A 14,244-nucleotide genomic window follows, 5' to 3' on the forward strand; every position below is an offset into this window, starting at 1 on the left:
CTGGACCGCCGGAGGGCTCAGTCCCACCAGAAGTGCCAGGTCGGCTGATTCATGACCTGGCGCTCGGCGTAGGCCCGCAGAGTGGGGTCGGTGCTCTGAAGGATGTTGTCCGGGCAGAACGCGAAGTGCTCGGCGGCGATGGCCTCCGCCTCCGCCAGGGTGGTGGGCGGGGCGGCGACCGACACCAGCAGGTGGTCGAAGCCGAGGGCCACGACCCGTATGCCGAAGCGGTCCTCCCAGGAGCGCAGCACGGCGCTGACGCGGGCCGTGTCGCCCTCGTGGTTCGCCGGGCCCGTCCAGCCGATCGCCGTCGGGATGTCGGCGCTGCGGCGCGCCGGGACCAGTGCGAGGCGGGGGTCCTTGAGCGGACCGCCGGCTTCGAGCAGCGAGTCCGCGCCGGCCGTGGCGACCGCCTCAGGGTCCTGGTCGCGGGCGACCGGGGCGGCCGTCCCGGGCCATGCGTCGCCCTCCGCCGCGCACTCCTCCCAGTACTCCGCCAGCACCTCCTCGGCGTCGTGGTCCCCGGGGTAGGACACCTCGCCGGGTATCAACTCCCAGCTGTCCGGCCCGCCGTGCCCGCCGCCCACATCGAGCACGACCGGCAGCAGCCCGACCCGCCGCGTCGGCTCCAGCGCCGTCCAGCCGCCCGGCAGGGCCCGCTCCTGCGCGCACCACAGCAACGGCTCGTGCCAGGGGCCCTCGTCGGTGGTGTCGAGCAGGGTCCCGGCGGGGAGCTCAAGCCCCAGCGCGCGGCCGCTCGGGTCTGCCGCCAGGGTCGGGAGCGGATTCGGAAGTGTCGCCATGGTGCGACTGTAAATCCGACCACTGACAAGGGGACACCAGCGGACACCGGCTGACCTCTTTGCCCCGTACGGTCCTGCCATGACTGGTTCCCCGGAGAAGACCGACCTGGCGTACGCGCTCGCCGAGCAGCGGGAGTTGCTGCTGATCACCGTGCGCGGCCTCGACGACGCGCGGGCCGCCCGGCGTACGACCGTGAGTGAGCTGACCCTGGGCGGGATCGTGAAGCATCTCGCCCGGGGCGAGGCGGCGTGGACGCGGATCATGGTCGAGGGTGACGGCGAACTACCGGACGGCATGCTCGACATGGGGCAGTACCGCATGGCCGAGGACGACACGCTCGACGGGCTGCTGGCGGCGTACACCGCGGCCGCGCGGGCGACCGACGAGGCCCTGGCAGGGCTGCCGGACCTGGACCACTGCGTGCCCCTGCCGATGACGCCCTGGTCGCCGCCGGAGCGCGAGTACTGGTCGGCGCGCCGGATCCTGCTGCATCTGATCCGGGAGACGGCCCAGCACGCCGGGCACGCGGACATGATCCGGGAGGCACTGGACGGCGCGAACAGCACGGCTCAGCGCTGAGACGGGGAGGGGGCCGATCGCAGACGGCGATCGTCAGACGCGGGCTTCGAAGCACTCGCGGCTGCCTCCCGTCACCGGGCGGAAGCAGGCCCGCACGGTCGCGCCCGGTCTCGCCTCGGTCATGGGGGTGTAGACGTACGACTGCGCGGCGATGCCGTCCGTGATCTTCGCGGTGTGCGGGCGGCCCGTGGCTTCGCCGGCCGGGTCCATCTCCAGGCGGTCGCCGATGCGGGTGCTCCACATCCTCACCCAACTCGCCCCGCACTCCGTGCTGTAGCGCAGTTCGAGGTGGGCTCCGGTGGACGTGCGGTGCGAGGCGAGGGTGAGCGGGTGGGTGCCGCACTTCATGGGCATCGGGTCCTGGCCCTCGCAGGTGGCTCCCAGGCAGCGGGGCGTCGCTGCGGAGGAAGGCGGTGCGGAGGGGCGGCTGTCGCCGGTGTGGCCCGCGACGAGGACCAGGGCGACCGAGAGACCACCGGCCGCCAGCGCGCAGACCGAGGCGAGGATCGCCATGAACGTGCCCCTGCCGCCGGCGGGACGCAGGGCGTCCCCGCCCGGGGAGTCCTCAGGCCCCGGCGCGTCCGTGGGCTGAGCCGCTGCCCGGCCGCTCCATTCCGACTCCGCCAGCTCCCACAGCGCCAGGCAGCGGCCTTCCGGTTCGCCGGCCAGACGGCACAGCTCCCGTACCGCCTGGCCGGGCGGAAGCGTCTTGCCGTTGAGGTAGCGCTCCCAGGACGACTTGCTGAAGGTGGTCTTCGTCGCGAGGGCCGCCAGGCTCAGGCCCGTACCGGTCCTCAGCTCCCTCAGCGAGGCGGCCAGTCGGGCGCGTTCTGGCGGCAGTTCGGGCTGCGGGACCCGCGTCATTGCCGCAAGGCCTTCCAGGTGTGCGGGCCGATGATGCCGTCCACGACCAGGCCGGAACGCTTCTGCAGGTCCTTGACCGCGCGTTGGGTGTGCGGGCCGAAGATGCCGTCCACGGCTCCCGGCGTCAGGCCCGCCTCGCGCAGCAGGCACTGCGCCTCGGCGACCTCCGGTCCTGCGTGGCCCTTCGCAAGGATGGCCTTCCGGGTGCGGCTGTTGCCCGCGTACCAGAGTCCGTCGATCCGCTCCGCCCGGCAGGTGTACGTGGGACGTTCGCGCTCCGACTGCTGCGGCGACCCCGGTGGCTGCGCGGCCGCGGACGTGGTGGGGGGAGCCGCGGCCGCCCTGCCCTCGCCGTCCGTGAGCCGTACGGCCAGCAGGACCGCGGCGGCGACCGCCAGCACCAGGGCCACCGACCCGGCGATGAGGGTGATGCGCAGCGCCCGGCCGTGCGGGCGGGGTGTGCCGGTGCCGGGCCCGGCGGGTGGTCCGCGGTGCTCGGCCGCCGTGCCCCAGGCCTCGGCGGCGACCTCGTGCAGCGCGAGCAGCCGGGTCGGATCGTCACCGCCGAGCCGGGCCATCGCCTCGACGGCCTCCCTCGGCGGGAGCGACCGGCCGGCGAGGTAGCGCTCCCACGACGACGCGCTGTAGCCCGTCTTCGCCGCGAGCCCGCGCAGACTCAGTCCGCTGTGGTCCTTGCCCCGGCGTAATCGCACCACCAACTGCCGCACACGCGGGTCAAGTTCTTCGGGCAGCCCTTTCCAACGCGACATGTTCCCCCCATTCGCGTTCGCGGACCGTGGTCAGCGGTCCCCTTACCGCCGCATTCTGCATCAGCATCCACGCGGTCCCCCATACATCGGTTCCGATCCCCCTGCCGCCCCCTACCGATTCGGCCACCGCAGGCCGCGAGCGTCCCGCCGTACCGTCCCGGCGGGTGGTGTCCGGGCAGGTCAGGGGGTGGGACGTCCCGTGAGTGCGTCACTTCTGCGGCGACTGTGGTGGATCCCTGTCCCCGGCCCGCAGTCTCGTTGTCGAGCCGGCCGGTGCGGTCGGCCCACACGAAGGGGGCAAACACAATGCGTGTGACCAGGAAGCTCGCCGTCATGGCCGGGGGGATCGCGCTGACCGGTGGTCTGCTGGCCGGCAACGCGGGTACGGCCGGTGCGGCGGAGGCCTCGCCGCAGGCGGCGTCGGACTGTCCGTCGGGCTGGTTCTGCGTATGGGCCGGGCAGAACTACACCGGACGCATGCAGAAGGTCGCCGGGACCAACAGCGACCTGACCCAGTACCCCGTGTTCCAGAGCTTCAAGTCCTGGTACAACCACGGCGCGTCCTGCGACTTCAAGTGGTACTCGGAGAAGAACCACGGCGGGTCCAGCGGGGTTGTCCCGAGGGGGTACAAGGAGACCGGCGGCACGAGCCGCTACATGAAGTCCAACACGTGGGTCAACTGCCGCTGACCGGCGGCCCGCCACAACGCCCGAGGGCGGCACTCCACGGGGGAGTGCCGCCCTCGGCCTGTCGTCAGGGCCGGTTCGGCCGTTCGGCCCGGTTCAGAGCCGCTCGGGCGTCCGGATGCCCAGCAGGCCCATGCCCTGGTGCAGTGTCCGGGCCGTCACGTCGCACAGGAACAGACGGTTCTCCACCTGCTGGGGCGTCTCGGCCTTCAGCACCGGGCACTTGTCGTAGAACGACGTGTACAGCGACGCCAACTGGTACAGATACGCCGCCAGCTTGTGCGGGGCGTACTCGGCGGCGGCTTCGAAGACCGTGTCGCCGAACGCGTCCAGGTGCAGGCCGAGCGCCCGCTCCGCCGCGTGCAGTTCCAGCTTCGGGTGCGCGGTCGGCCGGGTCTCGCCCGCCTTGCGCAGGATCGACTGGATCCGGGCGTACGCGTACTGGAGGTAGACGGACGTGTCGCCGTTCAGCGACACCATCTGGTCCAGGTCGAACTTGTAGTCCCGGCTCGGCGACGTCGACAGGTCCGCGTACTTCACCGCGCCGATGCCGACCTGTGCGGCCCGCTCCTGGATCTCGTCCTCGGTGAGGTCCTGCGCCTTCTCCCGCACGACCTCGGCGGCCCGCTGCACCGCCTCGTCCAGCAGGTCCTCCAGCCGTACGGTCTCGCCCTCACGCGTCTTGAACGGCTTGCCGTCCGCGCCGAGCACCGTGCCGTAGCCCATGTTGTGCGCGGTGACGCCGTCGCTCAGCCAGCCCGCCCGGCGAGCCGTCTCGAAGACCATCTTGAAGTGCAGCGACTGACGGACGTCCACGACGTAGAGCAGGGACGAGGCGTGCAGGTCCTGGACACGGTTGCGGATCGCCGTCAGGTCGGAGGCCGCGTAGCCGAAGCCGCCGTCGGCCTTCTGCACGATCAGCGGGACCGGCTGGTCGTCCTTGCCGCGGATCTCGTCGAAGAAGACGACCAGGGCGCCTTCGGAGCGGACCGCGACGCCCATCTCCTCCAGGAGGCGGGCGGTCTCGGGCATGCCCTCGTTGTAGGCGGACTCGCCGACGATCTCCTCGTCGCGGATCTCCATGTCGAGCTTCTCGAAGACGGAGTAGAAGTAGACCTTCGACTCGTCCACGAACTGCTGCCACAGCTCGAGCGTCTCCTTGTCACCGGACTGCAGGGCGACGACCCGCCCCCGGGCCCGCTCCTTGAACGCCTCGTCCGCGTCGAAGAGCGCACGCGACGCCTTGTACACCCGGTTCAGGTTGCTCATCGCCTGCTCGCCGTCGACGTCGGCCGCGGGGGCCAGCTCGCCGGGGTGCTCGAACAGGTACTGGATGAGCATGCCGAACTGGGTGCCCCAGTCGCCGATGTGGTGCCGGCCGATCGTCTGCTCGCCGGTGAAGTCGAGCATGCCGCGCAGGGCGTCGCCGATGACCGCCGACCGCAGGTGACCGACGTGCATCTCCTTCGCCACGTTCGGCTGGGCGTAGTCGACGACCGTGATGCCCGCGTTCTCCTTCAGCGGCACGCCGAGACGCTCCCCGTCCGCGTGCCGCGCGGCGAGGTTCTCGGTGATCGCCCGGTCGGCGATCGTGATGTTGAGGAAGCCGGGGCCGGAGACCTCCACGTCCTTGATCACGTCACCGGTGACGATGTTGCCGACGACCTCCGTCGCCAGGTCCCGGGGGTTCGACTTGGCCTTCTTGGCGAGGGCCAGGATCCCGTTGGCCTGGAAGTCGGCCCGGTCGCTACGTCGCAGCAGCGGGTCGGCGTCGGCCTCCGGCCGGGTGGCCGACAGGGCGTTCGCGAGACGCTGCTGGACTTGATCGGTGAGCGACGTGACCGAGGTCATGGGATGGATGCCGTTCTCCTCGTGGATCGATAGACACGCTCAGTATCCCACGGGGGGAAAAGCGGTTTTCCCGGGCGGGATGCCGTCTGGGAGAATGGGCACCGGCCGTTGACCGTACGGCTGCCCTGGAGAAAGAAGGACGTGCCGATCGTGGCTCTGAGCACCGAGACCACCGACTGGGTCTCCCGTTTCGCGGATGAGGTCATCGAGGAGTCGGAGCGTCGGGCCCCGGGCAAACCCGTCGTCGTCGCGTCCGGACTCTCACCGTCCGGCCCCATCCACCTCGGGAACCTGCGCGAGGTCATGACCCCGCACCTCGTCGCCGACGAGATCCGCCGCCGGGGTCATCAGGTGCGGCACCTGATCTCCTGGGACGACTACGACCGGTACCGCAAGGTCCCGGCCGGGATCGCCGGCGTCGACGAGTCGTGGGCCGAGCACATCGGCAAGCCGCTGACCTCCGTCCCGGCGCCCAAGGGGTCGTCCCACCCGAACTGGGCCGAGCACTTCAAGGCCGCGATGGTCGAGTCGCTGGCCGAGCTGGGTGTGGAGTTCGACGGGATCAGCCAGACCGCGCAGTACACCTCCGGGGTGTACCGCGAGCAGATCCTGCACGCCATCAAGCACCGTGGCGACATCGACGCGATCCTCGGCCAGTACCGGACGAAGAAGGCCCCGGCCAAGAAGCAGCAGCAGAAGGCGGTCGACGAGGCCGAGCTGGAGGCCGCCGAGGGCTCCGGCGCGGCCGGTGAGGACGACGGCAGCTCCACCGCCGCCGGCTACTTCCCGTACAAGCCGTACTGCGGCAACTGCGAGAAGGACCTCACCACCGTCACGTCCTACGACGACGACTCCACCGAGCTGACTTACGCCTGCACCGCGTGCGGCTTCTCGGAGACGGTCCGGCTGAACGAGTTCAACCGCGGCAAGCTGGTCTGGAAGGTCGACTGGCCCATGCGATGGGCGTACGAGGGCGTCGTCTTCGAGCCGAGTGGTGTCGATCATTCGTCTCCCGGGTCGTCGTTCCAGGTCGGCGGGCAGATCGTCGGGATCTTCGGCGGGCAGCAGCCCATCGGGCCGATGTACGCGTTCGTCGGCATCAGCGGCATGGCGAAGATGTCGTCCTCGCGGGGTGGCGTGCCGACCCCGGCGGACGCCCTGAAGATCATGGAACCGCAGCTGCTGCGCTGGCTGTACGCCCGGCGCAGGCCCAACCAGTCCTTCAAGGTCGCCTTCGACCAGGAGATCCAGCGGCTGTACGACGAGTGGGACCGGCTGGACGCCAAGGTCACCGACGGCAGCGTCCTGCCGGCCGACGCCGCCGCGCACGCGCGTGCGGTGGGTACGGCCGCCGGTGAGCTGCCGCGGACGGCCCGGCCGCTGCCGTACCGGACGCTGGCGTCCGTCGCGGACATCACCGCCGGGCACGAGGACCAGGCGCTGCGCATCCTCAGCGAGCTGGACCCGGAGCAGCCGCTGACCTCGCTGGACGAGGCGCGGCCGCGGTACGACAAGGCCGAGGCCTGGATCAACACGCACGTGCCCGCCGACCAGCGGACGATCGTGCGGGACGAGGCCGACGCCGAGCTGCTCAAGTCCCTCGACGAGGCCTCCCGGCAGTCGCTGCGGCTGCTGCTCGACGGGCTCGCCGAGCACTGGTCGCTCGACGGGCTGACGCATCTCGTCTACGGCGTGCCGAAGGTGCGGGCCGGGTTCTCGGCCGACGCGACGCCGAAGGAACTGCCGCCGGAGATCAAGACGGCCCAGCGGTCGTTCTTCGCCCTGCTCTACCACCTGCTGGTCGGGCGGGACACCGGGCCGCGGCTGCCCACGCTGCTGCTGGCGGTGGGGCAGGAACGGGTTCGGGCGCTGCTCGGGGAGTAGCCGCCGGTGTGAGAGGGGGCCCTGTTTTCAGGGCCCCTTTTCTCATGCGATGTGCTCGTCCGTCATCTCCGCGTTGAGGCGGTTGGAGAAGCGGTTCACCATGCGCTTGGATTCGGCCTCTTCCAGGGTGATGCCGTAGGTCGCCTCGACGTCGGCGATGAATCCACGGGGGGTGGGGCTCCGTTGCCGCCCTTCGTCGACTCGCGGAAGGCCCGGTAGTAGTCCTCCTCGGTCGGTTCCGGTGGGCCGCCGCCGTCGCCGAGTTCGCGGGTGCGGTTGGGGCCTACCGGGATGGGGAAGCTGCCGGTGTCTTCCGGGGTGGGTGCCTGTTCGGCAGGGGGCTCGTACGGGGGCTCGTATGGAGGTTCGTACGGGGGCTCGTACTGCTCGGCGTCGTACGCCGGGTCGTAGCCGCCCTGGTAGTCGACCTCGCGCTGGGAGTTGAACCACGGGCTCTGGTCCGCTTCGGGTGCGTCGTCCACGTACTCGGCGCGGGGGCGGCCGTCGAGCTCCAGGCGCTGCTCGCTGTGACGTGCCGCTCTCTGTGGGTCGGCCTCCAGCGCCGACTGGTGCTGCTGCTGTGGTGGCGGTGGGATCAAGGCCGGTTCGATGCCTGCCGCCGCCAGGCCCGCCGGGGCCGTCTCCGCGAGCGGGACGCCGTAGCGCGCCAGCCTCAGCGGCATCAGGGACTCCACCGGAGCCTTGCGGCGCCAGCCGCGGCCGTAGCGGGAGCGCAGGCGGGCCTGATAGACGAGACGTTCCTGCTCCAGCTTGATGACCTGGTCGTAGGAGCGGAGCTCCCAGAGCTTCATGCGGCGCCAGAGGAGGAACGTGGGGACGGGGGAGAGCAGCCAGCGGGTGAGGCGGACGCCCTCCATGTGCTTGTCGGCCGTGATGTCGGCGATCCGGCCGATCGCGTGGCGGGCCGCCTCGACCGAGACCACGAACAGGACCGGGATCACCGCGTGCATGCCGACGCCGAGCGGATCCGGCCAGGCGGCCGCGCCGTTGAAGGCGATCGTCGCCATGGTCAGGAGCCAGGCCGTCTGGCGGAGCAGGGGGAAGGGGATCCTGATCCAGGTGAGGAGCAGGTCCAGGGCCAGCAGGACGCAGATGCCCGCGTCGATGCCGATCGGGAAGACGTAGGAGAAGTTCCCGAAGCCCTTCTTCAGGGCCAACTCGCGGACCGCCGCGTACGAACCGGCGAAGCCGATACCGGCGATGATCACGGCACCGGCCACGACCACGCCGATGAGAACGCGGTGCGTCCGAGTCAGTTGTGGCACGGCCACCCGTCTTCCCCTCCCCTTGCGTGTTGTTGCGCGCAACAGGGTGGCACATGTGTGCGGAGGACGGGTGGCCGGTTCCGGTCGGTGGCGTTCAGCTCTTCTTGGCGGGCGACTTCGACGGCGACGCGGAGGAGTCCTTCGAGGCTTCCTTCGAAGCGCCCTTCGAGGGCTTCTCGGACGGGGACTTCGACGCCGGCTTCGACGGGTCGCCACCGGCCTTGCCGCCGCCCGCGCCGTTCGCCTCGGACACCGCGGCCACCGCTTCCTTCGCGGCCTTCTTCGCGTCCTTCGCCAGGTCGTCGGCGCTCGGGGACTTGTCGCCGGCCAGGCCCGCGCCGTTGTAGTCCAGCGTGACGACGACGTTCTCGACGCGTGCCACGACCGTCTGCTGCTTGAAGGTGCCTTCCTTCTTCTTCAGGTCGTAGCGCACGGCCGTCGCCTGGTCGCCCGTGCCGGGCACCGGCTCCGACTTGACGCCCTTGGCGCCCTCGGCGGCCTGGACGTCCTGGACCTGCTTCTCGTAGTACTGCTGGGCCAGCTTCTCGCCCGAGCCGCGCGTGGTGTCCGACTCGAAGCGCAGCATCGACACGTTCAGCCAGCGGAACTGCGAGCCCTTCACGCCGTTGTTGTCGAGGCTGTTCCAGGAGCAGCTGCCGCGCGTGGAGACATCGTCCGACTTGCCCTCCTTGCCGGACTTGCTCTTCGGAACGAGGTCCTTCAGCGTCTTCCTCGACAGTGCCTTGCAGGACTCCGGAAGCTTGCCGTACGCCGCCGCCTCGACGGTCGGGGACGGGCTCGCGGACGCCGAAGCCGCCGCGTTCGCGGCCTTGTCCGTGGTGTCGCCGGAGCCGGAGTCCGAGGAGCAGCCGGCGGCGACCAGCATCACGGGGACGGCGGCCGCGCAGACAAGGACGCGGTTGAGTCGCTTCGCTCGCTGATCCTGCTGGTCTCGCTGTGCTCGTCGCTGCATGGTTCCTTCACTCATGACGCTCGTGGTTCCCTGCGGTCGGAACGGGGCCGAGTGGTCACCGTACGCGGTGCGGCGGAGGTGTGGCCTTCCTTCGCGTGCTTTGCGGGTGTGCGTGAAGGGGGCGTGAAGGGGCCTCAGTCGCTCAGCGAATCGGCCAGCTGGGAGGCCAGTTTCTGGGCCCTGTCCTGCAATTCCTTGCTGTCCGGGACGACGCCGACGGTGGCCGGCTGTTCGGCGTACTCGATGGTCACGATGACGTTGGACGTGCGGAACGCCACAGTCACCGTCCGCTGCTTGGCCGTCGAGCCGGAGCTGCTCAGTTCGTCGTCGATGAAGGCCTCGTCGCCGAAATCCTCCAGCACGCGGGGCTGGAGCTCGGTCGGGGTGGCGGAGGTGGACGCCGAAGGCGACGAGGTGCCGGAGGGAGAGGAGGCCGAGCCGGGGGAGTCGCTCGGGGCGGGGGCGGAACCGCCGGCCGGGGTGCTGCCGGCGGCGGGGGACTCCGTGGCGGCCGACTCGGTGGCCGTCGGCTCGGGGAGGTGGGCCGCGGCCTCCCGCTCCGCGAAGAGCTGCTCGGCCTGGTTGTCGTCGCTGACGGCGTTGTCGTAGGAGACGACCCGCTCGAAGTCGATGAGCAGATGGTCGGTGGCCTGCGTGCCGTCGACCTTCCACTGGCAGCCGACCTTGCGGTCGGTGTCGAACGTGACCGTCGGCTCGCCCTCGTAGGCCTTCTCGCGCTGCTCGCGGTCGGTGATCTGCCGGATGCCGGGCAGGAGTTCGTCGAGCGTGCTCTGCCCGACCGCGGTGCAGGGCTCGGGGAGCGTGCGGTAGCGGCCCGGCTCGGCGGCGGGCGAAGCGGTGCCGGTGTCCCCGGGGTTGGAGTCGTCCGTCGGGCCGCTGTCGCCCGAGCTGCCGGTGCAGCCGGCCAGCAGGGCCGCGAGGAGCGCGGCGATACCGGGTGCGTACGCCTTCCGTTGCACGTGGTGGCTCCTCTCGGGCGGATATTGGCTTGCCGTCGCCGGGCAGCCGATGAACACAATGTGTATCGCACGCACTGCCGTGAACGCCGGTCCGGATTCCCTTTCGTAGACCTTGGCTCCGGTATTTGCTCTTGAAGACTTCTGTTCGCTTACGGGGGATTGAGGACGTTATGTCGTATGTAGAGGTACCTGGTGCGAAAGTGCCGATCCGGATGTGGGCCGACCCCGCCTCGGTCGAGGAGGGCGCGCTCCAGCAACTCCGGAATGTCGCGACGCTGCCGTGGATCAAGGGCCTCGCCGTCATGCCCGACGTGCACTACGGCAAGGGCGCGACGGTCGGCTCGGTCATCGCCATGCAGGGTGCGGTGTGCCCGGCGGCGGTGGGAGTCGACATCGGCTGCGGGATGTCGGCCGTGCGGACGTCCCTGACGTCGAGCGACCTGCCCGGGGATCTGTCGCGGCTGCGGTCGCGGATCGAGCAGGTGATTCCGGTGGGGCGGGGGATGCATGCCGACGCCGTCGACCCGGGGCGGTTTCACGGGATGGCTACCGCCGGGTGGGACGACTTCTGGGGGCGGTTCGACGGGGTCGCCGAGGCGGTCAAGTTCCGCGCGGAACGCGCCACCAAGCAGATGGGAACGCTCGGCGGGGGAACCACTTTGTCGAAATCTGCACGGATACGACCGGATCTGTCTGGCTGATGCTGCATTCCGGTTCCCGGAACATCGGCAAGGAGCTGGCCGAGCACCACATCGGCATCGCTCAGAAGCTCCCGCACAACCAGGGCCTGGTCGACCGCGACCTCGCCGTCTTCGTGGCGGACACCCCGCAGATGGCGGCGTACCGCAACGACCTGTTCTGGGCGCAGGAGTACGCGAAGTACAACCGCTCGATCATGATGGCGCTCCTCAAGGACGTGGTCCGCAAGGAGTTCAAGAAGGCCAAGCCGACATTCGAGCCGGAGATCAGCGCGCACCACAACTACGTGGCCGAGGAGCGCTACGACGGGATGGACCTGCTCGTGACCCGCAAGGGCGCGATCCGGGCCGGCTCCGGCGAGTACGGGATCATCCCCGGCTCCATGGGCACGGGTTCGTACATCGTGAAGGGCCTCGGCAACGACAAGTCCTTCAACTCGGCCTCGCACGGCGCGGGCCGGCGCATGAGCCGCAACGCGGCCAAGCGCCGGTTCTCGACGAAGGACCTGGAGGAGCAGACCCGGGGCGTGGAGTGCCGCAAGGACTCCGGCGTCGTGGACGAGATCCCGAGTGCCTACAAGCCGATCGAGCAGGTCATCGACCAGCAGCGGGACTTGGTGGAGGTCGTGGCGAAGCTGAAGCAGGTCGTCTGCGTGAAGGGCTGACGCGCCGGCTCACTCCAGGAGGCCCTCCCGGAGGGCCGCCGAGAGGGCTGACGCGTCGAGCTCCAAGGCGTTGGTCACATAGCCGGCTGTCGAGCCGTAGCGGTTCGTCAGGTCTGTCAGGAACAGGTGCATGACCTCGGCGGGGGCGCGGCCGAACGACGGCCAGGTGGGGGAGCGGCCGTCGTTGCGGGACGTCCAGTCGGCGAGGAGGGCGGGGGCCGCCAGGTCCGTGAGGGCGAAGTCCTCGACGATGGTGGGTCGCGGGACGTCGAGGAGCTCCAGGACCAGGGCCGCGATCAGGCCTGTGCGGTCCTTGCCCGAGGCGCAGTGGAATGCGAGCGGCTCGTCGGCCCGCGCCGCCTGTGTCACCAGTTCCAGGGCCCGGCGGATTTCCTTGGTGCCGTCCTGCGCCACTTCCATGTAGCGCTCGGCCAGGTAGGGGCCGGGGGCGATGTCGGGGGTGAGGGCCGCCTGGTTGTAGGGGCGGTGCTCGATGCTGAGGTTGTGGTACGTGAAGGTCGGGTCGTCCGGGACGCGGCCCCGGGAGTCGATCTCCCAGGGGTAGCGGAGGTCGATGACCGTGCGGATGCCGAGGGAGAGGAAGCGCGTCCAGTCATCCGTGCCCTGGGTGAGCTTGCCCAGGGAGTCGGCGCGGTAGACGCGGGCCCGGCGGACGCGGTTGCCGTCCGCGGTGGTGCAGCCGCCCAGGTCACGGAAGTTGTGCAGGGCGTCGAACGCTATGTGTCTGTCGATGTCCACGAAGGGCGACCCTATGGGCCACCCCGGCTCCATGCCTCCGCTTTCACGGCTGTGGGTGTGTCCCCGCCGCCGTCACGACTCCCGGTGGACCTTCGTGTTCGAGGCCTGGGCGCGGGGGCGGAGGACCAGGAGGTCGACGTTGACGTGGCTGGGGCGGGTGATGGCCCAGGTGATGGTGTCGGCGACGTCGTCGGCCGTGAGGGGCTCGGCCACGCCCTCGTAGACCTTCTCGGCCTTCGCGGTGTCGCCGGAGAAGCGGGTCAGGGCGAACTCGTCCGTCTTGACCATGCCGGGGGCGATCTCGATGACGCGGACCGGGCGGCCGACGATCTCCAGGCGCAGGGTCTCGGCGAGGACGTGCGCGCCGTGCTTGGCGGCGACGTAGCCCGCGCCGCCCTCGTAGGTGCCGTGGCCGGCGGTGGAGGAGACGACCACGACCGTGCCGTCGCCGCTCGCGTCCAGCTTGGGCAGCAGGGCCTGGGTGAGGTGGAGCGTGCCGATGACGTTCGTCTCGTACATCTGGCGCCAGTCGGCCGGGTCGCCGGTCGCGACCGGGTCGGCGCCGAGCGCGCCGCCCGCGTTGTTGACCAGGACGCCGATGGTCTTGAAGGCCGTGGCGAACTCGTCGACCGCCGCGCGGTCCGTGACGTCGAGGGCGTAGGCCGTGGCCTGGTGGCCCGCCTTGTTGATCTCCTCCGCCAGCGCCTCGACGCGGTCCTTGCGGCGCGCGGTGAGGACGACGCGGTAGCCCGCCGCGGCGAGCTGCCGGGCCGTGGCGGCGCCGATTCCGCTGCTCGCACCGGTGACGACGGCGATGCGGGAGGCTGCGGACGGGGCGGCGGTGGCCATGGGAGCTCCTCGGGCGTGGTGTGGACCGACTTCTGCGTACCGGCTTCCGGTCAGGATAGGTCGGCCCCGCGGTGGGAGAATGAGGGCGGGTGGTGCCCTGGATTCCGGTCTTCCCTGGAGGTGGATCATGGGCGAGGCACGTGCGGTCATGGACCGGCTCACGGACGCGATCACCACGCACGCCGATCTGAAGGTCATCGGCGAGCTGTACGCCGAGGACGCGGTCGCCCTCACCCCTGACGAGGGTGAGCTGCACGGGCGCGACAACATCGTCGAGTACTGGCGGACGATGACCGACGCGGTTCCCGACGGGTCGTTCCAGGCGTTGCACTCCTACGAGGTGGGCGACACGGCCATCGACGAGGGGGTCTTCAGCGGGCGCAACACCGGGCCGCTGGAGCTGCCCAACGGTGAGACGCTCCCGCCGACGCAGAAGGAGATCAGGATCCGCGGGGTGGACATCGCCACCGTGCGGGAGGGGCGGATCGTCGACTACCGGCTGTACTTCGACGAGATGGATTTCCTGGGGCAGTTGGGGCTGCTGCCGCCCGACGAGCCGTTCTGAGGCGCTCTGAGCTTCTCCGAGCCGGGCCGA

At 70.4% G+C, this 14,244-nt stretch carries 13 protein-coding genes and 1 pseudogene; 5 read left to right on the forward strand and 9 right to left on the reverse strand.

Translation table 11 applies throughout. The annotated features are described in order from the left end of the window. Window positions 1–17: 17 nt before the first annotated feature. Window positions 18–803 (reverse strand): DUF4253 domain-containing protein, encoded by a 786-nt coding sequence (locus tag ACQEV8_RS25185; protein ID WP_432964192.1) that lies wholly within the window; start codon window positions 801–803, stop codon window positions 18–20. Between the two features lie 79 nt (window positions 804–882). Between ACQEV8_RS25185 and ACQEV8_RS25190 the strand changes: the two genes are divergently transcribed. Next, window positions 883–1,383, forward strand: a complete 501-nt coding sequence (locus tag ACQEV8_RS25190; RefSeq protein ID WP_432964195.1) for a DinB family protein — start codon at window positions 883–885, stop codon at window positions 1,381–1,383. Between the two features lie 33 nt (window positions 1,384–1,416). Here ACQEV8_RS25190 and ACQEV8_RS25195 read toward each other — a convergent pair whose 3' ends face one another. Both ACQEV8_RS25195 and ACQEV8_RS25200 read right to left on the reverse strand, forming a co-directional pair. Then, window positions 1,417–2,247: a DUF2690 domain-containing protein gene (locus ACQEV8_RS25195; protein WP_432964198.1), complete on the reverse strand. Its 831-nt coding sequence runs from the start codon at window positions 2,245–2,247 to the stop codon at window positions 1,417–1,419. Next, window positions 2,244–3,017, reverse strand: a complete 774-nt coding sequence (locus ACQEV8_RS25200; RefSeq protein ID WP_432964201.1) for a peptidoglycan-binding protein — start codon at window positions 3,015–3,017, stop codon at window positions 2,244–2,246. Before ACQEV8_RS25200 ends, ACQEV8_RS25195 begins: the two co-directional genes overlap by 4 nt. Before the next feature lie 306 nt (window positions 3,018–3,323). Between ACQEV8_RS25200 and ACQEV8_RS25205 the strand changes: the two genes are divergently transcribed. Continuing rightward, entirely contained in the window at window positions 3,324–3,707 is a 384-nt protein-coding gene (locus tag ACQEV8_RS25205) for a peptidase inhibitor family I36 protein (RefSeq protein WP_432964204.1), read from the forward strand. 93 nt (window positions 3,708–3,800) lie between these two features. On the opposite strand, the gene argS is transcribed toward ACQEV8_RS25205, so the two are convergent. After that, complete coding sequence (gene argS / locus ACQEV8_RS25210; protein WP_432964207.1) at window positions 3,801–5,555, reverse strand: arginine--tRNA ligase; 1,755 nt, start codon at window positions 5,553–5,555, stop codon at window positions 3,801–3,803. A gap of 141 nt (window positions 5,556–5,696) precedes the next feature. Between argS and lysS the strand changes: the two genes are divergently transcribed. Next, window positions 5,697–7,439: a lysine--tRNA ligase gene (gene lysS / locus ACQEV8_RS25215; protein WP_432964210.1), complete on the forward strand. Its 1,743-nt coding sequence runs from the start codon at window positions 5,697–5,699 to the stop codon at window positions 7,437–7,439. 95 nt (window positions 7,440–7,534) lie between these two features. Here the strand turns inward: lysS and ACQEV8_RS25220 are convergent, their stop codons facing one another. The 3 genes from ACQEV8_RS25220 to ACQEV8_RS25230 all read right to left on the reverse strand — a co-directional run bounded on the left by ACQEV8_RS25220 (window position 7,535) and on the right by ACQEV8_RS25230 (window position 10,678). Beyond that, on the reverse strand, window positions 7,535–8,731 hold the full coding sequence (locus ACQEV8_RS25220) for a DUF2637 domain-containing protein (protein ID WP_432964213.1): 1,197 nt from the start codon (window positions 8,729–8,731) through the stop codon (window positions 7,535–7,537). A gap of 88 nt (window positions 8,732–8,819) precedes the next feature. Beyond that, window positions 8,820–9,713 carry a DUF3558 family protein gene (locus ACQEV8_RS25225; protein ID WP_432964216.1) on the reverse strand — a complete coding sequence of 298 codons (894 nt, stop codon included), beginning with the start codon at window positions 9,711–9,713 and terminating at the stop codon, window positions 8,820–8,822. 119 nt (window positions 9,714–9,832) lie between these two features. Beyond that, complete coding sequence (locus tag ACQEV8_RS25230) at window positions 9,833–10,678, reverse strand: DUF3558 domain-containing protein (protein ID WP_432964219.1); 846 nt, start codon at window positions 10,676–10,678, stop codon at window positions 9,833–9,835. Window positions 10,679–10,848: 170 nt separating this feature from the next. Here ACQEV8_RS25230 and ACQEV8_RS25235 point away from each other — a divergent pair. Further along, window positions 10,849–12,041: pseudogene (locus tag ACQEV8_RS25235) on the forward strand (RtcB family protein). Window positions 12,042–12,050: 9 nt separating this feature from the next. On the opposite strand, the gene ACQEV8_RS25240 reads toward ACQEV8_RS25235, so the two are convergent. Beyond that, window positions 12,051–12,800, reverse strand: coding sequence for a tyrosine-protein phosphatase (locus ACQEV8_RS25240; protein ID WP_432964222.1), 750 nt, complete (start codon window positions 12,798–12,800; stop codon window positions 12,051–12,053). 72 nt (window positions 12,801–12,872) lie between these two features. Then, a complete protein-coding gene (locus ACQEV8_RS25245; protein WP_432964225.1) occupies window positions 12,873–13,649 on the reverse strand; it encodes an SDR family NAD(P)-dependent oxidoreductase in 777 nt (258 codons plus the stop codon). Window positions 13,650–13,776: 127 nt separating this feature from the next. On the opposite strand from ACQEV8_RS25245, the gene ACQEV8_RS25250 reads away from it, so the two are divergent. Beyond that, window positions 13,777–14,214, forward strand: a complete 438-nt coding sequence (locus ACQEV8_RS25250; protein ID WP_432964228.1) for an ester cyclase — start codon at window positions 13,777–13,779, stop codon at window positions 14,212–14,214. The last annotated feature ends 30 nt before the right edge of the window (window positions 14,215–14,244 follow it).

This window comes from Streptomyces sp. CA-179760, from assembly GCF_050937045.1.
Taxonomy (GTDB): domain Bacteria; phylum Actinomycetota; class Actinomycetes; order Streptomycetales; family Streptomycetaceae; genus Streptomyces.

What these genes read in the sequence shown, in the direction of transcription:
- ACQEV8_RS25185 (WP_432964192.1), bottom strand. Translation starts at nt 803, where the DNA reads ATGGCGACACTTCCGAATCCGCTCCCGACCCTGGCGGCAGACCCGAGC.
- ACQEV8_RS25190 (WP_432964195.1), top strand. Translation starts at nt 883, where the DNA reads ATGACTGGTTCCCCGGAGAAGACCGACCTGGCGTACGCGCTCGCCGAG.
- ACQEV8_RS25195 (WP_432964198.1), bottom strand. Translation starts at nt 2,247, where the DNA reads ATGACGCGGGTCCCGCAGCCCGAACTGCCGCCAGAACGCGCCCGACTG.
- ACQEV8_RS25200 (WP_432964201.1), bottom strand. Translation starts at nt 3,017, where the DNA reads ATGTCGCGTTGGAAAGGGCTGCCCGAAGAACTTGACCCGCGTGTGCGG.
- ACQEV8_RS25205 (WP_432964204.1), top strand. Translation starts at nt 3,324, where the DNA reads ATGCGTGTGACCAGGAAGCTCGCCGTCATGGCCGGGGGGATCGCGCTG.
- argS (WP_432964207.1), bottom strand. Translation starts at nt 5,555, where the DNA reads ATGACCTCGGTCACGTCGCTCACCGATCAAGTCCAGCAGCGTCTCGCG.
- ACQEV8_RS25225 (WP_432964216.1), bottom strand. Translation starts at nt 9,713, where the DNA reads ATGAGTGAAGGAACCATGCAGCGACGAGCACAGCGAGACCAGCAGGAT.
- ACQEV8_RS25245 (WP_432964225.1), bottom strand. Translation starts at nt 13,649, where the DNA reads ATGGCCACCGCCGCCCCGTCCGCAGCCTCCCGCATCGCCGTCGTCACC.
- ACQEV8_RS25250 (WP_432964228.1), top strand. Translation starts at nt 13,777, where the DNA reads ATGGGCGAGGCACGTGCGGTCATGGACCGGCTCACGGACGCGATCACC.